Annotated in this window: 22 protein-coding genes and 1 pseudogene; 8 read left to right on the top strand and 15 right to left on the bottom strand. The window is 66.7% G+C overall.

Going from position 1 to position 19,548, the window contains the following annotated elements; translation table 11 throughout:
- Positions 1 to 174: 174 nt before the first annotated feature.
- From QFZ65_RS09795 to QFZ65_RS09775, 5 genes are all read left to right on the top strand, one after another.
- Entirely contained in the window at positions 175 to 1,155 is a 981-nt protein-coding gene (locus tag QFZ65_RS09795; RefSeq protein WP_306909965.1) for a methionine ABC transporter ATP-binding protein, read from the top strand.
- On the top strand, positions 1,152 to 1,853 hold the full coding sequence (locus QFZ65_RS09790; protein WP_306909964.1) for a methionine ABC transporter permease: 702 nt from the start codon (positions 1,152 to 1,154) through the stop codon (positions 1,851 to 1,853). Before QFZ65_RS09795 ends, QFZ65_RS09790 begins: the two co-directional genes overlap by 4 nt.
- Positions 1,854 to 1,914: 61 nt before the next feature.
- Positions 1,915 to 2,727: a MetQ/NlpA family ABC transporter substrate-binding protein gene (locus QFZ65_RS09785; RefSeq protein WP_306909963.1), complete on the top strand. Its 813-nt coding sequence runs from the start codon at positions 1,915 to 1,917 to the stop codon at positions 2,725 to 2,727.
- 2 nt (positions 2,728 to 2,729) lie between these two features.
- Positions 2,730 to 3,419 (top strand): nucleoside/nucleotide kinase family protein, encoded by a 690-nt coding sequence (locus tag QFZ65_RS09780; RefSeq protein ID WP_306909962.1) that lies wholly within the window; start codon positions 2,730 to 2,732, stop codon positions 3,417 to 3,419.
- Between the two features lie 77 nt (positions 3,420 to 3,496).
- A complete protein-coding gene (locus QFZ65_RS09775) occupies positions 3,497 to 4,417 on the top strand; it encodes an SDR family oxidoreductase (protein WP_306909961.1) in 921 nt (306 codons plus the stop codon).
- A 54-nt stretch (positions 4,418 to 4,471) separates the two neighbouring features.
- Here QFZ65_RS09775 and QFZ65_RS09770 read toward each other — a convergent pair whose 3' ends face one another.
- Complete coding sequence (locus QFZ65_RS09770; protein WP_306909960.1) at positions 4,472 to 4,882, bottom strand: hypothetical protein; 411 nt, start codon at positions 4,880 to 4,882, stop codon at positions 4,472 to 4,474.
- Between the two features lie 170 nt (positions 4,883 to 5,052).
- Between QFZ65_RS09770 and QFZ65_RS09765 the strand changes: the two genes are divergently transcribed.
- A complete protein-coding gene (locus QFZ65_RS09765) occupies positions 5,053 to 6,570 on the top strand; it encodes a M1 family metallopeptidase (protein WP_306909959.1) in 1,518 nt (505 codons plus the stop codon).
- Between the two features lie 14 nt (positions 6,571 to 6,584).
- Here the strand turns inward: QFZ65_RS09765 and QFZ65_RS09760 are convergent, their stop codons facing one another.
- Entirely contained in the window at positions 6,585 to 6,911 is a 327-nt protein-coding gene (locus tag QFZ65_RS09760) for a hypothetical protein (protein ID WP_306909958.1), read from the bottom strand.
- 90 nt (positions 6,912 to 7,001) lie between these two features.
- On the opposite strand from QFZ65_RS09760, the gene QFZ65_RS09755 reads away from it, so the two are divergent.
- A complete protein-coding gene (locus tag QFZ65_RS09755; protein WP_306909957.1) occupies positions 7,002 to 7,391 on the top strand; it encodes a hypothetical protein in 390 nt (129 codons plus the stop codon).
- Here the strand turns inward: QFZ65_RS09755 and QFZ65_RS09750 are convergent.
- The 9 genes from QFZ65_RS09750 to QFZ65_RS09710 all read right to left on the bottom strand — a co-directional run bounded on the left by QFZ65_RS09750 (position 7,388) and on the right by QFZ65_RS09710 (position 14,192).
- Positions 7,388 to 7,660, bottom strand: a complete 273-nt coding sequence (locus QFZ65_RS09750; RefSeq protein ID WP_306909956.1) for a CDGSH iron-sulfur domain-containing protein — start codon at positions 7,658 to 7,660, stop codon at positions 7,388 to 7,390. The two genes, QFZ65_RS09755 and QFZ65_RS09750, sit on opposite strands and share 4 nt — an antisense overlap.
- The gene (locus QFZ65_RS09745) at positions 7,657 to 8,643 is read right to left on the bottom strand and encodes a glycosyltransferase family 2 protein (RefSeq protein ID WP_306909955.1); all 987 of its coding nucleotides are present in this window, start codon (positions 8,641 to 8,643) and stop codon (positions 7,657 to 7,659) included. Before QFZ65_RS09745 ends, QFZ65_RS09750 begins: the two co-directional genes overlap by 4 nt.
- Before the next feature lie 47 nt (positions 8,644 to 8,690).
- Positions 8,691 to 9,746 carry an iron-containing redox enzyme family protein gene (locus QFZ65_RS09740; RefSeq protein WP_306909954.1) on the bottom strand — a complete coding sequence of 352 codons (1,056 nt, stop codon included), beginning with the start codon at positions 9,744 to 9,746 and terminating at the stop codon, positions 8,691 to 8,693.
- A 497-nt stretch (positions 9,747 to 10,243) separates the two neighbouring features.
- Positions 10,244 to 10,519, bottom strand: coding sequence for a hypothetical protein (locus QFZ65_RS09735; RefSeq protein ID WP_306909953.1), 276 nt, complete (start codon positions 10,517 to 10,519; stop codon positions 10,244 to 10,246).
- A gap of 134 nt (positions 10,520 to 10,653) precedes the next feature.
- The gene (locus QFZ65_RS09730) at positions 10,654 to 11,328 is read right to left on the bottom strand and encodes a hypothetical protein (RefSeq protein ID WP_306909952.1); all 675 of its coding nucleotides are present in this window, start codon (positions 11,326 to 11,328) and stop codon (positions 10,654 to 10,656) included.
- Between the two features lie 143 nt (positions 11,329 to 11,471).
- Positions 11,472 to 12,647, bottom strand: coding sequence for an MFS transporter (locus tag QFZ65_RS09725; protein WP_306909951.1), 1,176 nt, complete (start codon positions 12,645 to 12,647; stop codon positions 11,472 to 11,474).
- Between the two features lie 56 nt (positions 12,648 to 12,703).
- The gene (gene crcB / locus QFZ65_RS09720) at positions 12,704 to 13,072 is read right to left on the bottom strand and encodes a fluoride efflux transporter CrcB (RefSeq protein ID WP_306912544.1); all 369 of its coding nucleotides are present in this window, start codon (positions 13,070 to 13,072) and stop codon (positions 12,704 to 12,706) included.
- Positions 13,073 to 13,077: 5 nt separating this feature from the next.
- Positions 13,078 to 13,641, bottom strand: coding sequence for a CrcB family protein (locus tag QFZ65_RS09715; RefSeq protein WP_306909950.1), 564 nt, complete (start codon positions 13,639 to 13,641; stop codon positions 13,078 to 13,080).
- Positions 13,641 to 14,192, bottom strand: a complete 552-nt coding sequence (locus QFZ65_RS09710; protein WP_306909949.1) for a universal stress protein — start codon at positions 14,190 to 14,192, stop codon at positions 13,641 to 13,643. Before QFZ65_RS09710 ends, QFZ65_RS09715 begins: the two co-directional genes overlap by 1 nt.
- Positions 14,193 to 14,295: 103 nt before the next feature.
- Here QFZ65_RS09710 and QFZ65_RS09705 point away from each other — a divergent pair.
- Positions 14,296 to 14,496, top strand: a pseudogene (locus tag QFZ65_RS09705) (cupin domain-containing protein); the annotation flags it as partial.
- Positions 14,497 to 14,609: 113 nt separating this feature from the next.
- On the opposite strand, the gene QFZ65_RS09700 reads toward QFZ65_RS09705, so the two are convergent.
- The 4 genes from QFZ65_RS09700 to QFZ65_RS09685 all read right to left on the bottom strand — a co-directional run bounded on the left by QFZ65_RS09700 (position 14,610) and on the right by QFZ65_RS09685 (position 19,529).
- Positions 14,610 to 15,782 (bottom strand): glycerate kinase, encoded by a 1,173-nt coding sequence (locus QFZ65_RS09700; RefSeq protein ID WP_306909948.1) that lies wholly within the window; start codon positions 15,780 to 15,782, stop codon positions 14,610 to 14,612.
- 1 nt (position 15,783) lies between these two features.
- Complete coding sequence (dctA, locus tag QFZ65_RS09695; protein WP_306909947.1) at positions 15,784 to 17,256, bottom strand: C4-dicarboxylate transporter DctA; 1,473 nt, start codon at positions 17,254 to 17,256, stop codon at positions 15,784 to 15,786.
- 135 nt (positions 17,257 to 17,391) lie between these two features.
- A complete protein-coding gene (locus QFZ65_RS09690; RefSeq protein ID WP_306909946.1) occupies positions 17,392 to 18,489 on the bottom strand; it encodes a tartrate dehydrogenase in 1,098 nt (365 codons plus the stop codon).
- A gap of 113 nt (positions 18,490 to 18,602) precedes the next feature.
- The gene (locus QFZ65_RS09685) at positions 18,603 to 19,529 is read right to left on the bottom strand and encodes a LysR family transcriptional regulator (RefSeq protein WP_306909945.1); all 927 of its coding nucleotides are present in this window, start codon (positions 19,527 to 19,529) and stop codon (positions 18,603 to 18,605) included.
- Positions 19,530 to 19,548: the final 19 nt, after the last annotated feature.

Below are 19,548 nucleotides of genomic sequence, written 5' to 3'. Positions count from 1 at the left end.
CGTCGAATTCCCGGCGTGTTACGGCGTCTTTCGGAAACGAAAGTTCAGATTTGGGGCCGGGCAGTCCGGCTTGGCAGAATTTGTAACTTGGGTGTGTACGATGTGCCGCCAGCTTCTGCGGAGCTTCCGTGAAGATTCCAGCCACCCCCGATTTGATTAAAAGCAGGGAGCACCATGATTTCCGTAAGCCGGGTCTCGAAGAGCTACGGCTCCGGGCCGACGGCGGTCCGGGCCCTCGACGACGTCTCCCTGACAGTCGCGCGCGGCGAGATTTTCGGCGTCGTCGGCCAGAGCGGCGCCGGAAAGAGCACGCTGATCCGCACCATAAACTCACTGGAGCGTCCTGATTCGGGGAGCGTCACCGTTGACGGCCGCGAGATGACCGCCCTGTCCGGAAAAGGGCTCCGCGAGGCACGGCACAACATCGGCATGATCTTCCAGCATTTCAACCTGCTCAGCAGCAGGACCGTGCTGGCGAATGTGGAACTCTCCCTGGAGATCACCGGCGCGGGACGCGAGCCCCGGCGGACGCGGGCCCTCGAGATCCTCGAACTGGTCGGCCTTCACGGCAAGGCCGACTCATATCCCGCACAGCTTTCCGGCGGACAGAAACAGCGTGTGGGCATCGCCCGCGCGCTGGCGTCGAACCCCTCCGTCCTGCTCAGCGACGAGGCAACCTCGGCGCTGGACCCCGAAACGACGCGGCAGATTCTCGACCTCATCCGGCAGCTCAGCAAAGACCTCGGCCTGACGGTGCTGCTCATCACGCACGAGATGGACGTCGTGAAGCGGATCTGCGATTCGGCCGCCGTCATGAGCGGCGGCAGGATCCTCGAGCAGGGGGCCGTGGAGCAGCTGCTGACAACAGAGAAATCGCTGTTGGGGCAGGCACTGTTTCCGCTCGGCGAAATCCCCGAGACGTCCGGCGCCATCGTTGAAATCACCTTCAACGGCGTCAAGACAGACCGTCCTGTGATCGCCCAGCTGGCGCGCAAGCACGGCATCGACGTCGGAATCCTGGGCGCCGCGGTTGAAACCATCCACGGACACCAGACGGGACGCACCAGGCTCGAACTGCCGGGCGACACGCGGACAGTCGCCGAGGCCGTGGCCGATCTTCGCTCCCAGGGACTCTTCGTGGAGGTAATCAAGTGATCGACCGCAACGACCCCTACTTCTGGACCGACCTGTTGGACACGATCCTGAAAGGAGCGGGCGAGACTTTTTACACCGTGGGCATGAGCCTGCTCTTTACGGTCCTTTTCGGCCTGGCCGCCGGGGTTCTCCTGGTGACTACCGAGTCCGGCGGGCTGCTGTCGAAGCTTTTCGGCAGCCGCGCCCTCGGTCTCGTGGTCAACCGTGTGCTGGACCTGGTGGTGAACATCGGGCGTTCCGTTCCGTTCATCATCCTGATGATCCTGCTCATTCCGTTCACCCGCCTGCTGGTCGGGTCCTTCATCGGACCTACGGCGGCGATAGTCCCGCTGACCATCGCCGGCATTCCTTTCTTCGCCCGGCTGGTGGAGATCGGCGTCCGCGAAGTGCCAGTGGGACTTATCGAGGCAGCACAGTCACTCGGTGCCACCCGGTGGACCATCCTGACCAAGGTCATGATCGCCGAGGCAGTTCCGGCCCTGGCCCTCGGGCTTTCCACCACCGTCGTCGGACTCATCGGGTACTCGGCCATGGTGGGCGCGGTCGGCGGCGGGGGCCTCGGGGATGTCGCCTTCCGCTACGGCTACCAGCGCTACAGCCCGGAATACATGTTCGGCGTTGTCATCCTCCTGGTCCTGCTGGTGCAGGTGTTCCAGTCGCTGGGCAACTTCGCGGCGCGGCGCCTGTCCCACCGGTAGCCGCCGCACCGGCATGCAAAACCCTTTCCCGCCACATAGTCCCTCCTGCGAAAGAGTCCCAATGTTCCGTTCCCGCATCCTGAAGGCCGCCGTAACCGGCGTGGCCGCCGTCCTCGCCCTCTCCGCCTGCGGCGCCAGCTCGTCCAGCAGCCCGTCCGGGGCTTCCGAGACCATCAAGGTAGGCGCCCTGGCCGTGCCGGCCGGTGACATGCTGAAACATGTCCAGCGCGAGCTCGGCCCGAAAGAGGGCCTCACCGTGGAATACAAGGAGTTCAGCGACTACAACACGCCGAACCCCGCGCTGAGTGACGGCGACATCGACGCCAACCTGTTCCAGAACACTACGTTCATGGAGACCTACAACAAGGCCTCGGGCAAGAACCTCGTCAGCGTGGGCAAGGTGTACCTGCCGCCGATGGCCCTCTACTCGAACAACGTGCCCGACCTTGCGGCCCTTCCCGACGGCGCCTCGGTCGCCATCCCGAACGACCCCACCAATGAGTCCCGGGCCCTCAAGCTGCTGGCTTCCAAGGGCCTCATCGAGGTCAGCGACAACCCGATCACGCTCAAGGACGTCAAAGCCAATCCGAAGAAGCTGGCCTTCACCGAGATCGAAAACGCCAGCCTGCCGCAGGCACTCAATGACAAGGACGCGGCAATCGTGACCCTGGCCTTTGCCCTTCCGGCCGGCCTGAGCACCGACAAGCAGCTGCTGGTCGAGGGCAGCGACAGCGCCTACTACAACGTCCTGGCGGTCAAGGCCGAAATGAAGGACGACCCCCGGGTACAGAAGCTGTACAAAATCCTTACCTCGCAGGACATGAAAGACTTCCTCCAGACCAAATACAAGGGCCTGGTGATCCCGGCCAGCTGACGTTGACTGACCACGGCAAGGAACAGGGGCAGGGCCACATGAAGCTGGACGATCTCGTGGCGAGGGTGCGGCGGCTGGGGTTCTCCCAGCCGGCTCCCGTGGTCATAGGCGTCGTCGGGGCGCCGGGGGCCGGCAAAACGACGCTCGTTGAAACCCTCGTCCAGGAGCTGAACAAAGACAGCCCCAAGCCGGAACACCAGCAATACGCGCACGTCCCCATGGACGGCTTCCACCTTTCCGACCAGGAGCTGACGCGGCTCGGCCTGCTGGAGCGCAAGGGCGCCCCCGAAACCTTCGACGTGCACGGGTACGCAGCCACGCTCCAGCGGTTGCGGTCCCCGCGGACGGCGGTGGTCTATGCCCCGGGCTTCGAACGGACCATAGAGCAGCCCATCGCCGGGGTGGTCCCCGTCTACCCGTCCGCCACGACCATTCTGACCGAAGGGAACTACCTTCTGCTCGACCGTCCGGAGTGGAGGCATGTCCGGGACCAGTGCACCGAAATCTGGTACTGCCGGCAGGACGACGGGCTGCGCATAAAGCGCCTGATCCAACGCCACATCGAATTCGGCAAGACCCCTGCGGAAGCCGAACTGTGGGTACACACGGTGGACGAGGAAAACGCCCGCCTGATCCTCGCGACCCGCGCCCACGCCGACCTTGTGGTCACCCTGGAGGAAATCGGCCCCTAGGGCCTTTGCGGCTTCCTGCGGGATGAGTAGATTTGCCCTAGGCAGGCTGTACACGTTCAAACTCACGGGAGGCCGCGATGAGTGCCGACGGAAGCGTCCTGGTTGTGGGCGGCACCGGCATGCTGGGCAGCCAGGTGGTGGCCGAACTGCTTGGGCGCGGGAAACAGGTACGTGCCCTGGTGCGCCCGGGTTCCGACGCGACCGGCCTGGAAGCGGCCGGCGCCACCATCGCCCGCGGCGACATGATGGACCTCGACTCCCTGGTCCGCGCGATGGACGGCGCCGACAGCGTGATCACCACGGCGGCAGGCTATACACGGCACAGCAAGGGCGACACCCCGCAAATCGACACCATAGGCAACCGGAACCTCGCCGAAGCCGCGAGCCGCACCGGCATCCGCAGGTTCGTGCTGACGAGCATACTCACGTGTGACCAGACCCCCTACGTTCCGCACTTCTGGCACAAGAAGCGGGCTGAGGACCGGCTCGAGGAACTCGGCGTTCCGTTCGTGGCGCTGCGACCTGGCGCATTCCTGGACCAGATCACCCGTTTCGGCGGCGACCCGTTCAGCAAGGGGCGGCTCACCTGGCTCGGGTCCTCCAGTGTTCCGTTGACCTTCGTCCTCACGGCCGACCTTGCCGGCTACCTGGCCGCCGCAACGGACATTGCCGGCGTCGACGGGCAGCGCATCGACATCGGGTGGGACCGGCCCGTCAGCATGCAGGAAGTCGCCACGATCTCCGGCAGGCTCCTGGGAAAGCGGATCCGCGTCCGGACAATCCCGACGGGCCTCCTCCACACCGTCGGCACTGTCCTTCGACGGGTCGACCCCATGGCGAAAGACATGGCCGCCATGGCTGACTGGTTCCAGTCCGGCCGGTACGTCGCCGACACTGCCCGGCAACGCGAAGTCTTCGGCGACGTGCCGACTGCGGAGGACGCCATCGCGCGTTTCGTCACCAGCCTCGGACACACGGTCAGGCACTCGGCACACTGATTGCTGCAGCGGCGGTGTCTACAGCTGCGGCGTCGGCACCGCAGCTCGCCCCGGTCAGGCTCCCAAGGCAGAGGCGCGGATTGCTCCGATGACCGGCGCCGATCCCTGGATGCGGTAGACGTCGATGGGCCGCGCCCCGAGATGCACGTTGTAGCCGCACATCCAGATCATGGCCTGGGCCGGCGTGAAGGCCCCGTGCAAATGGCCCACGAGGGCGTCAAGGTCCGCAAGCTGGAGTCTTCCCTCCGCGTCCGGCGCATCCTCGCCCGATGCCCAGCGGTCTAACAGGTCCTCGGCAACGCCCAAAAGAGGTGCCGCCGCTTCGGTGCCGAGCGAATTGATGAGGCGTTCGGAGATTGCCTTCGGGCTGTAGCCGGGTGCATCCCGGAGCTCGGCGAGGCTGGCAAACACGGTGGTGACAGACAACGCAGGTTCTTCAGCACGTTGGTCTTGTAGTTCTTCCATTCCTCAAGCCTATGAACAGGGGCACCCGCTGAGTAGGGCCGCTGGGCCCATTGGCGCTCCGGGCCCGAAGCCTAGGTTTTCCCAAGCTGCGCCCGGGACCATGGTGGCAGTCCGCCAAAAAATCGGTGGGCACCGAGGTGAAGACTTCCCGGACCGGAGGGCAGCCGGTGATGATGCAGCAACCATTCAGGCAGCAACCACGCAGTGTGCGCCTGCGCCGCACGGCGCTTGCCGCGGTGCTGGCGGTGGGCAGCGTCGGCGCGATGAGCGGGACGGCGCAAGCGGCCCCGGAGAATGACGGTCCCCACTACACGGCGGGCGCTCCCGGCAGCGGCGACGAGTACTTCCCGTATGCGGGCAATGGCGGGTACGACGTCCTGCATTACAGCCTCGCCCTCCGCTACTCGCCGCCGGCAGATCCTGCGGTGCTCCAGGGCCACCTCAGCGGCGTCGCGACGATCACCCTCCGCGCCACCCAGGATCTGCAGTCGCTGAACTTCGACCTGCGCGGCCTTGGCGTGACGTCTGTCCGGGTCGACGGAAAGGATGTTGAGCACTCGACGGCGAACGGCTCGGACGCCGGGTGGTCCCAAGTCCAGGACGACGCGAACCGCATCTGGGAACTCGCGATCGGGCTACAGCCGAAGTTAAGGGCCGGGCATAAGAGCACAATCGTCATCGAGTACGAGGGGACCACGGGCCGGCCGCTCGACCCAACAGGGGCGCTGTACGGGTGGGTCACCACCGCTGACGGAGCGATGGTCGTCAACGAACCGGATGGCGCGCCGACCTGGTATCCCGTGAACGACGACCCCGAGGACAAGGCGACCTATACATTCCGCATCACGGTGCCGGAGGGCAAGACCGCCGTCGCGAACGGCCTGCCGGCCGGGCGGCCGACGACGAAAGCCGGGTGGACGACCTGGACGTGGAGGGCCTCGGACCAGATGGCGAGCTATCTGTCGACCGCGACGGTCGGCGATTTCGTCCTGTCCGAGGAAGACGGCGCCCGCGGGCTGCCTATCATCAACGCAATCGACGCGGGCGTGACAGGCGCGGCTCTGCACGAAACGAAAGCGGCCCTGGCGCTGCAGCCGAAGATGATCAACTTCCTGGAGGGGCTGTTCGGGCGCTACCCGTTCGAGGCGTTCGGCGCCATCGTCGACGACGACTCGGTCGACTATGCGCTGGAGACACAGACACGGCCGGTCTATTCAGGCGTCGCGGACGAAACCACGGTGGTGCACGAACTGGCGCACCAGTGGTTCGGGGACGCGGTCAGCCCGTCTGACTGGCAGGACATCTGGCTCAACGAAGGGTGGGCAACGTACGTCGAGTGGCTGTGGGCAGAGCACCAGGGCACGGCCACCATGCCCGGGCAGTTCACGGACGCCGTGGCATACCTCGACGCGAACAACCGCTGGGCCCTCAACATCGCGGACCCCGGCCGCGACAACTTATTCACGGGTCAGGTCTATGTCCGGGGAGCAGCCGCCCTCTACGCCCTGCGCGCGAAAATCGGCGACGCGGCATTCCTCGCGGGCGCCCGGTCGTGGCTGAGCCGCTACAGGGACTCGACCGCGACGACAGAGGACTTCCAGGCCGTCATGGAAAAGGCCTCCGGCCAACAGCTCGATGCGTTCTTTGACGACTGGCTGCGCCAGGGCGACCGCCCGGCGATGCCGTAGCGCTCCGGATCAGCTCACGCCGCCAGCCGCAACGGCCTCGCAGGGCTCGAAGAAGCATCAGGCCCCAGGACGCTGAAGCGGCATTCGGTTTGCAGGGGGTCGATGCGCTCCGGCAGGTGATGGGACTGGGACGAAGCTTGGAGCTGTTCCAGTGCGACCGGATCGACCAGCGCGTGTGAGACATCAACTTCCGTGACAAGCCCGTCGAGAAGGGCGTTGGCGCGTTTTACGACGACGTAGAGAGCCTGGATGTTGTGTACTGTCACGTGGCCCCGGGCCGCCACCTGCGCCTGCGCGCATTCAAGGTCGACTCGAACGAGGACGCTGAGCTTATCGGTCATGCTGATGCCACCTCCAAAAACGGGCCGCGACGCTGCGGCCCTCGTCTAGGCTAGACATGAACTGTGACCCACGCAACACATGAAGCCGACATGACAGAACCTGCAATGGACATCGACTGGCAATGGGAGGACACTCGCTGGATGGTCAACGTCTTCACCGTTTCCGCGTACACGTACCTGGTGGGATACCGGAACACGACAACTTACGACGGCGTCACGATCCAGTACCAAGGCCGGTTGTCCGCGCGCGGCGACGACGGATCCCAGTTGAGCGTCTACGGGCTCCACCCCGCAAGCCCCGTGCCGACCGCGCCTTACTGCAACCCGGAGATGACGCACGGGGCCATCTTCGTTCCCTTCGGTGACCTGCCCGTCTACGTGGACATCCTCCGGAATGAAAAGCCGGTGTACGGCAGGCTGGACCCGGCAGGCATGACGCTGTCGACCAGCCTTGAGCCTCCCGGCGAGGAGGAATCCTAGCTACCGGCCGGGCGGTCCTTACCGACAGAGGGCTCGGTGCGGAAGTTGATCATCTTGTGCGTGCCGTCGCAATACGGCTTGATGGCTGAGGCACCGCACCTGCAGAGGGCAACTGTCTTGCGCTGCCGCGGGACGGGCTCGCCGGAAGGCGTAACGATGTCGAAGTCGCCCCGGATGAGGATCGGGCCGTCCGGGCAGACGACGATCGAGGCGCTGCTGTTCGGGAGGTTATCGTTCGGCGGGTTGTCGTCCGGGGGGTTGTCGTTCATGGCTGCTTCCGGTCTTGGAACGGGGCGGGGACGGGGCGGATCTTGCCTGCATGGCGGAGCCGCAAGGTGGCGGGCGAATGTGCGGCGGTCTTGAGGCGGGTTCCCGCATAGGGCACTCCCCCTCGGAGCCGGAGGGCCAAAGCGATCCAGACACAGACGGCGCGCTCGAGAACCCAGAACGGCGTGAACAGGACGGTCCGGAACGGAAATACCTGCCGTCCCTGGTCCCGTCTCCGGCCCGTCTCCGCCAGGGCCATCCCCGCCACGGCAGCACCCAGGAGGGCTGGCATCCGCCGTCGGACGGGCAGGCAAAGGATGCCTGCAAGGATTGGCAGCAGGGCCAGCTCCGAGGCGAGGCGCCCGGGTTGTGCGAAGTCATCGTAGGCCTGCCGGACCCGCTGCCGAAGGAAGTGCCGGGCTGAGGGCGGGATGCGGGCCACGAACAGCGCCGGGGCGCGTTGTTCGCGCCCGCCGGCCGCCGTCACGGTCCGGATGAGCTCCAGGTTCTCGAACAGGACCGGCTCGTATCCCCCGGTCGCTTCCAGCGCCGCCCGCCGCACGGCAAGCGTGCCCGGGAAGTCTGCCGCGAGGGCGCGGTTGACCAGCGTCCTGGACGTGTCCCAGAGGGCATGCCAGGGCCAGTCGCTGAAGTAGTTCTGGGGCCTGACAACTTCGGCGGAATCGAGGCCCGCGACCACCGCCGTGAGTGCCTCCCGCGTGTAGCGCACGTCGTCGTCGGCGAGAACGAGCCTTTCCGCGGTGCTGAGACGCACGGCGGTCAGCACGGCTGCCACCTTGCCGTTGCCTTCCCCGCCGGCGTCCGGACGCAGGTGCTTCACGCCCGGCGGAAAGCGGGCGGCGTGCCGGTGGAACAATTCATCCGGCGACCCGTCAATCACCGTGACCGGAATCCACGAACACAGCTGCTCCAGGTAGCACACGAGATCCTCCAGGGCCGAGTCGTCCTGCCACCGGAGAGGCAAAATGTACTCGTCTCGCGTTTCCGGAAGGAGAGGCGGTGCATTGCCCGTCATGCCGCAGCGGCATCGGGCAGGCGCAGGGAGGTCCGGCCGTTTTCCCAGGCATCCATGAGATGGGTGGCGAAGCGCGCGTCGATGCACGAAACCGCCGCAGCGCCGAAGAGAACGTCTTCGAAAAGATCCGGCTCTGCCTCCACAAGGCCGCCGGCGAGGTCCCGCCCGGCTATCTGCTCGTGGACCGCGTCCGCCTCGACGTGCTCATCGAAGTACCCCGTGACCGCCGGATCAAAACCCAAACGCCGGAATCCGTTCCCGTACAGCTGGTTCGGGCGTGAGGACGTCATCTCGTACATTGCCAGGTGGCCGGCGATCGCCCCACGGAGCCGCCGGTTCAACCCGAAGAGGGACATCGCGTTCACCGAGGCGAGGGAAATGGCCGGGACGGCGTCCACGTAGCCGCCGTAGCTGTCGTTGAGTCCCAGGCCCCGCATGGTCCGCGCGAAAAGGGCGCTGTGCATGCGATCCGGTCTGCCGCCGCCATACTCGTCGGTCTGGATCTCCACCAGGGCGGCCTTGGCCCGCCCGGACAGGCGCGGAATTGCCCACGTGTGCGGGTCGGCTTCCTTCAGCTGATACAGGGACTTGTGGATCAGGAATTCACGCAGCTGCGCGACCGTTGCCTTCTTGGCCACATACCGCGACACGCTGGGCCCGCCGTCCTGGGCCGCCAGGTGGAACAAAAGGGCCGCGGTGGCGTCGCTTGCGGGAGTCGCTGTATCGGGTCGGGCCACTGACGCCGTGACCTGGCGGGCTTCGGAGCGCAGCCGCGCCTCAAACGGTTCCTCGAGCAACTGGCGGATCCCGATCAGCCCGGGGTGCCATTCCCAGCGGTCATCCACGCCGTCGAGCCCTCCGTAGTGGAGCTCGTAGAGGCAGAACAAGGCGAGCTGCACGTCGTCGTCGGCGATGACGTCTTCGCTGGCGGACAGCTGTCCCTGGACAAGCGCATGCAAGGCGGCCAGGCCGGCGGGGCTGGCCGCCGGCTCCCCGGCCAGGAGGGCGAGCACTCCGGCGCTGATGGGTCCCCGGGGATCTGGGATGTTCATTCGTTCTCCTAGGTCGGTGGTGCCGCGGCGGCCGGTGTCAGACCGGCACCGGCTGTTCCCGCCGCTTCAGGTTACCCGCCCGCCGGGGCGTCCATCTGAAATCCGCAGCGGCACCGCAGCACGCGCGGGGGGACGTGCCCGTCCGGCTGGTCGGGCTGGCCGGATTGCGCTGTTCCGGCCAATTCGGCCTCCGGTGCCACCAGGGACATAGGTTCCCTGCAGTGGAAGGGGGTCAAATCTTGGGGGTACTGGTCGAACTGCGAATCTGCCATGAGAGGCTCGTTTCCGCGTGGTGCGTCGTGTGCCGCCGTGAGGCTACAGCAGCTGGTACTTGAGCGCCGTGCACGGGGCGTCAAGCGAAATGCCGGATGGCTGCAGCACTGCAGTTCCGGCGATGGTGCCTTGTTGGAAGGACTCCTGGCTCCGCCGCCGATGCAGGCGGCGGAGCCAGGATCCGGTGGTGTCCCGGTAGCTGTTGCGGCCGGGGCACTCAGCCTTTACGCGTGGGAGTGGACCCGGTTGCCGGCCTTCGCCAGGCCGCGTGCCACCATCAGGCCAACGGTCAGCCAGGTGATGTACTGCATGGCGTCGCTGGCGTTGAAGGCGTCGACGCCGTTTTCGCTGGCATCGTCCCCCACGACGGCGGAGGTGATGATCGTGGCAAGCACGGCGGCGACGTAGACGGCGAACTCAAGGGTCCTGGTTGAGATCTTGATGTCGTTGCTGTTGCGGACGGTGTCAGTGTGCGTGGTCTGGGCTGCGTGCGCAGTCATGGGATCTCCTGTGTTTGGTGTGAGAGGCCGGTACGGCCGTGTGCACCAAAGGTCCCGCTTCTGAAACCGGTGATAAACAACTACTCTACAACGTAGACTCTAGATCGAGACCGCCCAATAAGCAAGCTTGCTTACTAAATCTCCCCGGACTCCGTGGCGTGGCGGGCTGCCGGCACCTCGAAGAAGTGGTCCCCGGTTCCTGCGGCAATGACGGTTTCCAAATGCCGGGGGCTCGTGGGCGCACCCGGCTGCGTCGGCCGAGGCAGAGCGGCAGTATTCGACGGCGTCGACGTCGGGGCCCCTGCCTGCAGGCTGCGGCCGAGCCGTCCGGCTACCAGGCCGGCTCCCGCGGCCAAGAGCAGGAACGCTCCCGGGCGCCGCCGGGCGAAGCTCCTGGCTTCTGCCACGAGCGCACCAGGATCCCTGTTCTCGAGCCACGCGGCAAGGGAGGCGGAGCGGTCCGCAGCCTGCCGGACCAGGTCCGATGCGACACCTTGCTGCTCCGGCGCGTCGGCCATGCCGCGCAGCTGCGCAGAGATCGCACGGATCCCCTCTGCGGCCTTCTGCTGCTGGGCCCCCGCCTGGCTTGCGAAGTCCGATTTCGCCTGGTTCATGAGATCCCGCGTGCTGGCCTTTGCTTCGAGGGCCACACCGGCGGCCTCCTCCTTGGCGGTTGCCGCGACGTTGCGTGCAGACGCCGCAGCCTGACCGGCAACACCCGCGGCCTCGTCCCTTGCAACGTCCGTCTTCGCTGCATCGGCCTTCACAGGGGACGGTTCAGGCCCCTGCTGCCATTGGTTCTCAGTCATCTTCGCCCTCATTTCTGGTGGACCGGCTGCTCTCTCGGACAAGCACTTAGGTCAATAGTAAGCATGGTTACTATAAGCGGGGAAGGGCGCTTTCCCTTAGTTCCGGATGGTGCGGCACCGACGATTGTTGGGGGCAGGCCGTGCTATCCGCGCTGGCGGCCGGGAGCAGGTTTGAGCAAGGGAATGAAGGCAATCAGTGCCACTAATTGGGTGCCGACGGTGAAGGCGATAAGTGCGGGCAGGGACACCGAGTAGAGGGCTCCCAGGATGGTGGAACCGGCCAGCCAGGCCATGCCGTAGACGGCCGTGAAGAGGCCGTAGCCGGTGCCCCGCCGGGCAGCGGGCACGAGGTCCGCAACGGCGGCGCGCAGGGTGGATTCGTGGATTCCGAGGGCCGCGCCCCACACGACGGCGCCGGTCCAGACCAGGGCGGGAGCAGTGGTGAAGGACAGGAACGGTACGGCCGCGGTCAGCGGCAGGGCGGCGAGCAGGCCGCGCAGCCCGATCCGGTCGTAGAGTGCCCCGGAGGCAAGGGCTGCCAGCGCTGCGGCTCCCATGGAGACGGCGTAGGTGACGGGTATCAGCGCTGACGGCACGACGTTCTCGACTTCAAGGTGGTACGAGATCACGCCGAAGGTGGAGAATCCGGACATCGACACGGCCGTGAAGGCGCTGTACCACCAGAACCTGGCCGGCAGCGGAACGCGCGGGACCGGACCGCCCCCTCCGGCAGCCGGCCCGGTTGAGGCCTCGGCATCGAATCGTTCGGGAGCAGGGACGGCCCGGCGGAGAAGGAGCACGGCACCAAGGGCGAGAGCTCCGGGAATGGCCAGGACACCGAAACCGAGCTGGAAGCCGGAGACGGCGATCATGAGGCCCATGATCAGCGGACCCAGGAGGGCTCCCGACTGATCGAGTGCTTCGTGGATGGCGAACGCCTTTCCCCGTCCCATTCCTGCACCCGCATGGGAGAGCATCGTGTCCCTGGCAGGAGAGCGGACGGCTTTGCCGAACCGTTCCATGACGACGAGTGCGGCTGCCTGCCACAAGGAGCTGGCCAGGGCCAGGAGCGGAACGGCGGTAACAGTCAGTGCGTACCCGGCGATGGTCAGCGGCCAGTATTTGCGGGTCCGGTCGGCCAGGGACCCGGCGCCCAGGCGCAGGACCAGGGCCACCGCTTCGCCGAAGCCTGTAATGAAGCCGACCATGACCGCGGACGCGCCGAGGGTGGCCAGGTAGGGACCGGTGATGGAGCGTGCGCCTTCATAGACGACGTCGGCCAGCATGCTCACCATGCCGAAGGCGAGGACGAACCCCATGGGCCCGAGCCTGTTAGCCGGGGTTCTCCCGACGCGTCCTGGGTCGCTGTCCCCGGTCATAGGAGACTGGCCAGGGCGAGCCCGGCTGCCGCGGCGCCGATCCCGGCGACGGCGGTGCCGACGCCGTTCAGGAGGGCCAGCCCGGTGCGGCGGGACTGGATGAGCCGAACGGTTTCGAAGCTGGCTGTGCTGAAAGTGGTGTAGCCGCCCAGGAATCCGGTGCCGGCGATGGCCTGCAGCTCGACGGGTGCCGCGTGGACCATGACGGCTCCGGCGACCAGGCCGAGCAGGAAGGATCCAGAGACGTTGATGGCGATGGTGCCCACTGGAAGGGCCGTGCGGATTTTCGAGCGGACGATCCCGTCGACGACGAAGCGGGTTCCGGCACCGAGTCCGCCGGCGAGTCCGAGCAGGAGAATGGTCAGGGCGTTCACCGCTCGTTCTCCTGCTGCTCAGGGCGCAAGGCCGTATGGCGCCGCCGGACGGTGATGCTGGCATGGTGTCCGGCTGCCGCCCGGATCCCGGCCACCGTTGCGATGGCACCGCCGACCAGTGTTGCCGCAACGTAGATCAACGCATCGGCCGTCCGCCCGCCAGTGAACAGGGCATTCGATTCCAGGGCCAGGGTGCTGTAGGTGGTGAAGGCGCCGATAAAGCCGGTCCCGGCGAGCAGCCGGACCACCCGCCGCCGCCCGGCGTCCGGACCGCGGCGGACCAGGGCCTCCAGCAGAACGCCGAACAGGAACGCCCCGGCCACGTTGATGACCAGGGTTGGCAGCGGCCACCCGCCCGGGGCGGGAAGGACAGCGCTGAGAGCGTAGCGGGCAAGGGCTCCAAACACACCCCCGGCGATGACCACGAGCACGTATCGGGGGTGAAGGTGCACCGGGCGGTGGGTGTGCGCGGCGCCGAGCGTTCCCGCGTCCTCGCTCCTGACTGCGGGTCCCTTGGAAGCGCGGTGTGGAGTTGCCGGCCCGGGGGTGGGCGGTTCCACTAGTGGCCCTCCTTCAGGTGGTGTTTGGCGTGCGGCGCAAGCGGGACCACCAGGACAGGCCGGTGCTGGCGGTGCGTAAGGTGGACAGCGACGGAGCCTACCAGCAGTTCCTCGAGCCGGGCTCCGAGGCCACGTTCGCGCGTGCCCACCACGATGACGGACGCATCCGTGCCCTCCGCCAGCCGTCCCAGCGCCCTGGCCGGCTCTCCGGCCAGGGCCACGAACGACCAGCGGATCCCGGTGCCGTCCAAGGCTTCCCGGAGGCGGTCCTTGATGGCGGCGCTGATGCTTTCGATGTCGTCGTCGATGCCGTCCGGGTCGATGGGCAGGGCTTCGATCCGCCCGTCGGGCTCTTCGGCGAGATAGCTGGTGACGTCCACATATGCGCACATCAGCTCCACGTCCAGGCTGTAAGCCAGCTCCGCGGCGCGGTGTGCCACGGCCAGTGGCTGGCCCGGCACAACCCCCATCAGCACAGGCCCGGTGATCTTTTGCGGGACGAACGCCGAGGGCTCAGCTGCCGGGCCGGGCTCCTTTGCGGGATCGTTCACAGACTCTCCTGTCTCCGGATAGAGCTCCGCTACGAAAGTATCACCGGCGGAGGCCAGTCGCTTGATGGTGGGCTTGGCGCTTCCGGTCAGTCGGTCGCGAAGGCGTTTTCGCGACGGCACCATTATCGAGGTCCACCCCGGGCAGACGCTGTACACCCCGCCCGGTGAAGAACACTGGCACGCTGCCGCGCCCGGCTGCTTCATGGAACACATCGCCATGCTTGAGAACGGTGACGACCCGGCCACGACGACCACCTGGCTCGAGCACATCACCGACGACGAGTACAACGGCACTCTGTCCTGACGCAGCCTTGTCCTGACCGCGTTGTCCGCCCCACCTTCGGTAAAACACAGATACCCGCCCAGGCAACCCCGGGCGGGCATTTCTGTTTCCTCCGTGTGGCAAACGAGGACCGGCTACAGCAGGCTTGTTCCGATGTCGCGGCCGATCTGGCGGAGCAGCCGTGCCGAAAGCTCCGGATCCCTTGACGAGTCCCGGTCGGTGTATTCGGCCAGCGTGTAGACCCGGGTGAGGTCCATGTCGGCCCACCGCTCCTTCGGGAGGAGGGAGCGGCCGGCGACGGCGATGACCGTGCGTTGTCCTGACCGGCGGGCGACGGCGGCCGGCAGCTTGCCGGCCAGGGTCTGCTCGTCGAGGCTGCCTTCGCCGGTGATAATGATGTCGCAGTTGTCCTTGCGGGTGTTGAAGTCCAGCAGGTCCAGGAAGTAGTCGGCGCCGGAGACCTGCGCGGCCCCCAGCAACAGGCAGGCGTAGCCGAGTCCTCCCGCGCTGCCCGAGCCCTCATGCGCCGCTAGCGCAGCGGCGTCCGGAACACCCGCCGCGGCCATCGCGGCGACAAATCGCTCCAGGCCCTTGTCGAGGGCGGCGATCTCCTTCGGTCCTGCGCCCTTTTGGGGGCCGAAGACCGCGGGTGCGCCCTGGGGGCCGAGCAGCGGGTTGTGCACGTCGCTGGCGACGATGAGCTCCGTGTCCGCCAGTTCCGGGACCGCCGTCCGGGCGACGCTGCGGATTTCTGCCAGGGCCCTCCCGTTGCCGTGGAGCTGGCGGCCGGCGGCGTCGCGGAAGGTGAAACCGAGGGCGGTGAGCATGCCCATCCCGCCGTCTGTGCTGGCACTGCCGCCCAGGGCCAGGACGATCCGTGCCGGGTTCAGGCCGAGGGCGAACAGGACCGCTTCGCCGAAGCCCCGGCTGGAGGCGTCCAGGGGTTCGAGCTTCCCGTCCGGCACAAGCTCGAGGCCGCAGGTGTTGGCCACCTCCACGACGGCGGTGACGCCGTCGAACGCGATGCTGGCCTGGACGGTCCGGCCGGTGGGTCCTGTGACGGTGTGAGTCCGCCGGGTGAAGCCGGAGGCGACGGCGGCGTCCACGCTGCCGTCACCTCCGTCCGCCAGGGGAAGCAGTTCGCAGTGGACCTCTCCGGCACTGCCGGTGACGGATGCGGCGCGCAGCCCCGCTGCCAGGGCCTCGGCCACCTCCCCGGCCGTGAGGCTGCCCTTGAATTTGTCCGGCGCGATGAGGGTTCGCACGCTTTTGGCGGCGTTTGTGATGGCGGCAGTTGTGGCGGGCATGTCAGCTGCTTTTCGAGTAGGCCGGTGCCGCGTGCGAAGGAGCGGGATCGAAGCTGGCCGGCGCTGCGTGCGCCGGGCCGGTTGCCCGTGGTGCGTGGTGGCCGTACTCGGTCAGGTCCTCGTCGATGTCGGTGACCTCCTCGAGATGGGCGGGGTCCTCGCCGGGCAGAGGCTCCACGGCCTCGCCGTTGAAGACCCGGCGGACGCGGTCCGCATCCAAGGTGCGGTCCCACCAGGCGATGAACAAGGTGGCAACGGCGTTGCCGGTGAAATTCACCAGGGCCCGGCACTCGGACATGAACTTGTCGATACCGAAGATCAGCATTATCCCGGCGGCCGGGATGGTACCGATGGTGGCGAGGGTGGCGGTCAGGGCGATGAACCCGCCGCCGGCAACGCCGGCCGCGCCCTTGGAGGTCAGCAGCATGACGGCGATCAGGCCCAGCTGCTGGCCGATGGACAGCTCGGTGTTGGTGGCTTGGGCGATGTAGACCGCTGCCAGCGAGAGGTAGATGGCGGCGCCGTCGAGGTTGAAGCTGTACCCGGTGGGGACAACGAGTCCGACCGTCTCCTTCTTCACCCCGGCGTGCTCGAGCTTGCGCATCAGCCCGGGCAGGGCCGGTTCGGCGGTGGAGGTGCCCAGGATGAGCAGGTATTCCTCCTTGAGGTGGCGGATCATCTTGAAGATGTTCAGCTTCAGGAAGGCCATGACGGACCCGAGGACCACGACGACGAAGAGGATCGAGGTGATGTAGAAGAGCGCGATCAGCCCGCCCATGCTGGAGAGCGAGGAAACGCCGTACTTGCCGACGGCGAACGCCATGGCACCGAACGCGCCGATCGGGGCGCCCTTCATGATGAAGCCCAGGATCTTGAACATGACCCCGGTGAGGCGCTGCACGCCGTCAAGGACCGGCACGCCGACCTTGCCCATGGCGTTCAGGGCGATGCCGAAGACCACGGCGATGAAGATGATCTGGAGGATGTCCCCTTCAACGAAGGGCCCGACGATGCTGGTGGGAATGATGTGCGTCAGGAACTGCCACCATTCCTGGTGGGCGCCGGCGTCAATGAGTTTGGCCGCCGAGTCGGAGGTCTTGATCGAGCCGGCGTCGGCGTTGACCCCGTCGCCGAGCCGGAAGATGTTGATGGCGACCAGGCCGAAGATCAGGGCAAGGATGGTGCCCACCTGGAAATAGGTCAGGGCCTTCAATCCGGTCATGCCTACCTTTTTCAGGTCCGCCACGCTCGCGATGCCGCCGACGATGGTCAGGAAGACGATCGGGCCGATGAGCATCCTCATCGAGTTGACGAACGTGGTGCCGATGGGCTCCATGGCTATCCCCACCGACGGGGTGAGCCAGCCGACGAAAATGCCGATGACAATGGCGGTCAGTACCCAGAAGTACAGCTGCTTGTACCAACGTGTCTTGGGGGCCGGTGCTGCCGTACCCGCGGTGGTGATGCGTCCCATGATTCCTACCTCATTGTGGAATGGAAATGGCGTGGTGCTTGAAGAATGAAGGAGCCGGGGCGGGCAGGCGTTAGGCACCGCCCGCCCCGGGCTGTGTACTGCCGCCGGGATTGCCCGGCGGACCATGCGTTCTAGCTAGACGGCCGCCAGGGAGAGGGTCAGGGCCTTGATGATGGCCTCGGTGACGTCCTCGGTGTTGGCTTCGCCGCCGATGTCGCGGGTCAGGTAGCCGGCGCCGGTGGTCTGCTCGATGGCGGCCTCGACCAGGCGGGCTTCCTCGTGGAGGCCGAAGTGGTCCAGCATGAGCGCGGCGCTGGCGATGGCACCGATCGGGTTGCTGATGCCCTTGCCGGCAATGTCCGGGGCGGAGCCGTGCACCGGTTCGAACATGGACGGGAAGCGGCGCTCCGGGTTCAGGTTGGCGCTGGCGGCCAGGCCCAGGCTGCCGGCCAGTGCCGAGCCGAGGTCGGAGAGGATGTCGGCGTTCAGGTTGGAGGCGACGACGACGGACAGGTCCTCGGGCTTGAGGATGAACTTGGCGCTCATCGCGTCAACGAGGACGCTTTCGGTCTGGACGTCCGGGTAGTCGAGGGCCACGCGGTTGAAGACTTCGTCCCACAGGACCATGCCGTACTGCTGGGCGTTGGACTTGGTGACGGAGGAGACTTTCTTCACTGTCCGGGTCCGGGCGAGGTCGAAGGCGAAGCGCATGATGCGCTCGCAGCCCTTTTCGGTGAACAGCGCGGTCTGCAGGGCCACTTCGTTGCCCGGGCCGCGGCCGCTGAGGTTCCGGCCGCCGAGGCCGGCGTACTCGCCTTCGCTGTTCTCGCGGACAACCACCCAGTCGAGTTCGGTGGTGTCAGCTTTGCGGAGCGGCGACTGCACGCCCGGCAGGAACTTCACGGGGCGGATGTTCGCCCACTGGTCGAAGTTCTGCGTGATGTTCAGGCGCAGGCCCCACAGGCTGATGTGGTCCGGGACGTTTTCCCAGCCGACGGCGCCGAAGTAGATGGCGTCGAAGTCCTTCAGGGCGTCCAGGCCCTGGGGGTCCATCATCAGGCCGGTCTTGGCGTAGTACTCCGAGCCCCAGGGGAACTCGGTCCAGTCGAAGGCAAACTTGCCGCCGGAGTTCTGGGCCAGGGCGTCCAGGACGCGACGGCCGGCCGAAACAACTTCCTTGCCCACACCGTCTGCGGGGATGGATGCGATGCTGAATTTCTGGGTGGCGCTCATGTGCCTTGTCTCCTCGTTGAGTGTGTAAGCAGCGTCACACTGCCCTTCCTCTTCAAGTAGAAGGCCTGCCGCACCACCCCGTCCAAGACCAAGATTCGATACGCCAAATAGGCTCAACCTATTGGTCGCGCCGCCGGGTCCGCTGAGTCCCGGTTCGGATCCACGTGCAGCCGGGCGACTTCCAGAAATCCCCTTGCCGCCGGCGTGAGGTCATCCTTCCGGCTCAGGATGGCGACCTCCAGCTGCGAGACGGGCTCGATCAGCACGGTACGGAGCCCGGCTTTGTGGGCGGTCGGCGCCCAGGAGGATGGCATCACCGCGTGTCCAACCCCGGCCAGCACCAGCGGGAGGATGGACGTCCGGTGCGCCACCTCCACCACGATCTCGGTGTCCACGCCGCGGGCCAGCGCATCGTCCACCAGCCACCGCATCAACGAACCGCGCTGGCTGGCAATCAGCCGGTGCCCGCCAAGGTCCTCCCGCCGGATCGCCGGCCCCGGATGGAAGGTGTCGGCATGGGGATTGACGATCAGGATCAGCGGCTGCCGCTCCAGCTCCAGCACGTCAACGCCCGGAACGCGGATGGTGGTGGGAGAACCGGCGAGGCCGATCTCCGTGCTGCCGCTGCGGACCGACTCGATCACTTCCTCGGGCGTGAACGCCGCCCTGACGTTCAAACGGACCGAAGGGTGGGAGCGGGTGAATCCCGCAATCATGGACGTCAGCGGCTCGATCCCCGGGGATGGCATGGTGATGATGTCCAGCTGGCCGCTGCGGATCCCCCGGAGCGCCTGCACCGCGGACTGCGCAGCGTCCAGGTCACGCATCACCAGCCGTGCCGGCCCCACCAGTTCCTTCCCGGCCTCGCTCAGGACGGCCCGGCGGCCGATCCGGTGGAACAGCGGAACACCAAGCTCCTTCTCCAGCCCGGCGATGGTCTGGGACAGCGACGGCTGCGCGATGAGCAGGTGCTCCGCCGCGCGGTTGAAGCCATCGTGGTCCACGACGGCGAGGAAGTACTTCAGCTTTCGGGTATCCACCGCAGGGCTCCTTTGCCGG

Source organism: Arthrobacter sp. B3I9 (assembly GCF_030816935.1).
GTDB lineage: Bacteria > Actinomycetota > Actinomycetes > Actinomycetales > Micrococcaceae > Arthrobacter.
This window is presented reverse-complemented; position numbering and strand designations above follow the sequence as displayed.

What these genes read in the sequence shown, in the direction of transcription:
- QFZ65_RS09795 (WP_306909965.1), top strand. Translation starts at nt 175, where the DNA reads ATGATTTCCGTAAGCCGGGTCTCGAAGAGCTACGGCTCCGGGCCGACG.
- QFZ65_RS09785 (WP_306909963.1), top strand. Translation starts at nt 1,915, where the DNA reads ATGTTCCGTTCCCGCATCCTGAAGGCCGCCGTAACCGGCGTGGCCGCC.
- QFZ65_RS09775 (WP_306909961.1), top strand. Translation starts at nt 3,497, where the DNA reads ATGAGTGCCGACGGAAGCGTCCTGGTTGTGGGCGGCACCGGCATGCTG.
- QFZ65_RS09770 (WP_306909960.1), bottom strand. Translation starts at nt 4,882, where the DNA reads ATGGAAGAACTACAAGACCAACGTGCTGAAGAACCTGCGTTGTCTGTC.
- QFZ65_RS09765 (WP_306909959.1), top strand. Translation starts at nt 5,053, where the DNA reads ATGATGCAGCAACCATTCAGGCAGCAACCACGCAGTGTGCGCCTGCGC.
- QFZ65_RS09760 (WP_306909958.1), bottom strand. Translation starts at nt 6,911, where the DNA reads ATGACCGATAAGCTCAGCGTCCTCGTTCGAGTCGACCTTGAATGCGCG.
- QFZ65_RS09755 (WP_306909957.1), top strand. Translation starts at nt 7,002, where the DNA reads ATGACAGAACCTGCAATGGACATCGACTGGCAATGGGAGGACACTCGC.
- QFZ65_RS09750 (WP_306909956.1), bottom strand. Translation starts at nt 7,660, where the DNA reads ATGAACGACAACCCCCCGGACGACAACCCGCCGAACGATAACCTCCCG.
- QFZ65_RS09740 (WP_306909954.1), bottom strand. Translation starts at nt 9,746, where the DNA reads ATGAACATCCCAGATCCCCGGGGACCCATCAGCGCCGGAGTGCTCGCC.
- QFZ65_RS09735 (WP_306909953.1), bottom strand. Translation starts at nt 10,519, where the DNA reads ATGACTGCGCACGCAGCCCAGACCACGCACACTGACACCGTCCGCAAC.
- QFZ65_RS09730 (WP_306909952.1), bottom strand. Translation starts at nt 11,328, where the DNA reads ATGACTGAGAACCAATGGCAGCAGGGGCCTGAACCGTCCCCTGTGAAG.
- QFZ65_RS09725 (WP_306909951.1), bottom strand. Translation starts at nt 12,647, where the DNA reads ATGGGGTTCGTCCTCGCCTTCGGCATGGTGAGCATGCTGGCCGACGTC.
- QFZ65_RS09700 (WP_306909948.1), bottom strand. Translation starts at nt 15,782, where the DNA reads ATGCCCGCCACAACTGCCGCCATCACAAACGCCGCCAAAAGCGTGCGA.
- dctA (WP_306909947.1), bottom strand. Translation starts at nt 17,256, where the DNA reads ATGGGACGCATCACCACCGCGGGTACGGCAGCACCGGCCCCCAAGACA.
- QFZ65_RS09690 (WP_306909946.1), bottom strand. Translation starts at nt 18,489, where the DNA reads ATGAGCGCCACCCAGAAATTCAGCATCGCATCCATCCCCGCAGACGGT.